Raw genomic sequence first — 2487 nt, 5'->3', positions numbered from 1 at the left:
GCCTCCCCCAGATCGGTCGACTCGGTCTCGCGGGCGCGGGGGGCGTTGTCGCGCGCCGCGTTACACGATCCGGTGATGGAACTCAGGTTCTCGGCGTCGAAGACGAGCCGTTCGCGCAGGCGCACGTAGCTCACGTGTTCGGCCGGCGGTTCCCCGCCGAGCACGCTGAGCACGTGCCCGACGGACTGGTCGGCGCTGCCGTAGGTGCCCTCCAGCTGCTCCAGCCGGACGACGTCGACCAGCCGCGCGGTGCCGTCGACGCGCTCGATGTAGCGGCCGATCCAGAACAGCGACTCGGCGATGCGGCTCAGCACGACGCCACCCCTTCCGTCGGGACGCCGTGGGCGCCGGCCTGCTGCTGCTGCTTCGTCTGCTCCTTCACGGAGCGGACCGGGCCCTCGGTGTAGACCTCCGGCGGCGTCATCAAGATGACCTCCTTCGTGCCCACCGCACCCTCTTCGGCGGCGGCGTCGCCCGGCATCGGGCCCTCCAGCACCCACGTGTCCTTCGACCCGCCACCCTGGGAGCTGTTCACCACAAGCTGGCCCTCGGGCAGGGCCACGCGCGTCAGCCCGCCCGGCAGGACGGTGACCGTCTCGCCGTCATTCACCGCGAACGGCCGCAGGTCGACGTGGCGCGGGCGCAGGTCGTCGTCGATGAGCGTGGGCACGGTCGAGAGCTGCACGATCGGCTGCGCGATCCAGCCGCGCGGGTCGTGCCGGAGACGGGCGCACAGCTCGTCGAGCGTGGCCCGGTCGGCGTACTCGCCGATGACGAGCCCCTTGCCGCCCGACCCATCGACCGGCTTCACGACCATCTTCTCCACGTTCGCCAGCACATGGCTGAGGTGCGCCGGCTCGGTGCACCGGAAGGTGTCCACGTTGGGCAGGATCGGGTCCTCATCGAGGTAGAACCGGATGAAGTCCGGCACGTAGCTGTAGACCAGCTTGTCGTCGGCCACCCCGTTGCCCACCGCGTTCGCGATCGTGACGCGGCCGGCGCGCACTGCATTGATGAGGCCGGGGCAGCCGAGCAGCGAGTCGGGCCGGAAGTGCACCGGGTCGAGGAAGTCGTCGTCGACGCGGCGGTAGATGACGTCCACCTGCTGGTCGCCGCGCGTCGTCCGCATGCGGACGGTGCCGCCCGTGCAGATGAGGTCGCGGCCCTCGACGAGCTCGACGCCCATCATGCGCGCCAGCAGCGAGTGCTCGAAGTAGGCCGAGTTGTACACACCCGGGGTCATCACGACGACCGTCGGGTTCGGGTTGCCGTCCGGCGCCGACGCCCGCAGGGCCCGCAGCAGCATCCGCGGGTAGTCGTGCACCTGGCGGATCCGAAGCTGGCTGAACGCCTCCGGGAACGTGTTCGTCAACGCGCGCCGGTTGCTGATGACGTAGCTGACGCCCGACGGCACGCGCACGTTGTCCTCCAGGACGCGGAAGGTTCCCTCCTCGTCCCGGATCAGGTCGATGCCCGACACGTGCACCCGGACGCCGTTGTGCGGCCGGATGCCCGCCACCGCCCGGTGGAAATGGTGGCTCGACACGATGACCTCATAAGGCAGGACGCCGTCGCTCACCACCCGCGGCAGGGCCGACTCCCGCATGTAGACGTCGTCGAGGAAGGCCTCCAGGGCGCGCACGCGCTGCTGGACGCCGCGGTCGATCACGTCCCACTCCTCCGCCGGGATGATCCGCGGCACCAGGTCGAGCGGGAACGCGCGTTCCTCACCCGCGTAGTCGAACGTGACCCCCTGGTCCACATAGCTGCGCGCCAACTGCTCCGCGCGTTGGGCCAGATGCTCCGGGCCGAGCCGGCTCAACGTCTCGTACATGACCGCGTAGGGAGAGCGCGGGCCGCCGTCGCGGTCGATCATCTCGTCCCATGCGCGCCCCTGCGGGTAGGTGTCGAACAGCGCCATGGGGTCACTTTAGGGATGGGCGCATTACGGGGGCGTTACTTTTCGGTCTTGGGCCGGGCGCCGACCCGTCAGCCTGCGTGCAGCCGGGCGCCGGGCGCCGGGCCGGACGCCCTCCGCACGCTTCTGCACAACCCGAGCCCGCTGAGGGCCACCGACAGCCGCACGGCGGCGTCCTCGTTCGCGGAGAGGAACGCGCACGTCGGCCCGGACCCCGAGACGATGCCGGCCAGCGCACCCAGGTCGCGGCCGGCGTGGAGGAGGTCGGCCAACTGCGGCGCCAGCGCCAGCGCGGGGGCCTGCAGATCGTTCACGAGGTGGGCCGCCACCATCCGGACGTCGCCGCAGGCCAGACCTTCGAGGAGTTCCTCGGGGACGGCCGGGGGCACGGCGGGGGCGTCCGGGAACAGGGCGTCGAAGCGGCGGAAGACGGCCGGTGTCGACAGTTCGATCTCCGGCAGGGCGAGCACCCAGTGGTAACTGCCGCGGCTCAACACCGGGACCAGTTCGTCGCCGCGTCCGGTGCCGAGCGCCGTCATGCCGTGCAGCGAGAAGGGCACGTCGGCGCC

At 71.1% G+C, this 2487-nt stretch carries 2 protein-coding genes and 1 pseudogene; all 3 read right to left on the bottom strand.

What is annotated here, in order from left to right; all coding sequences use genetic code 11:
* The coding region (locus Q1K57_RS15635; protein WP_300084332.1) for an alpha-E domain-containing protein at positions 1-314 on the bottom strand (314 nt) is incomplete at its 3' end.
* The gene (locus tag Q1K57_RS15630) at positions 308-1921 is read right to left on the bottom strand and encodes a circularly permuted type 2 ATP-grasp protein (RefSeq protein ID WP_300084330.1); all 1614 of its coding nucleotides are present in this window, start codon (positions 1919-1921) and stop codon (positions 308-310) included. The genes Q1K57_RS15635 and Q1K57_RS15630, both read right to left, overlap by 7 nt.
* A 68-nt stretch (positions 1922-1989) precedes the next feature.
* Positions 1990-2487, bottom strand: a pseudogene (locus Q1K57_RS15625) (4-(cytidine 5'-diphospho)-2-C-methyl-D-erythritol kinase); the annotation flags it as partial.

Origin of the sequence: Propioniciclava sp. (genome assembly GCF_029977985.1) — a bacterium.
GTDB lineage: Bacteria > Actinomycetota > Actinomycetes > Propionibacteriales > Propionibacteriaceae > Propioniciclava.
This window is presented reverse-complemented; position numbering and strand designations above follow the sequence as displayed.

Excerpts from the sequence above, each read along its gene's own strand:
- Q1K57_RS15630 (WP_300084330.1), bottom strand. The coding sequence starts at position 1,921 with ATGGCGCTGTTCGACACCTACCCGCAGGGGCGCGCATGGGACGAGATG.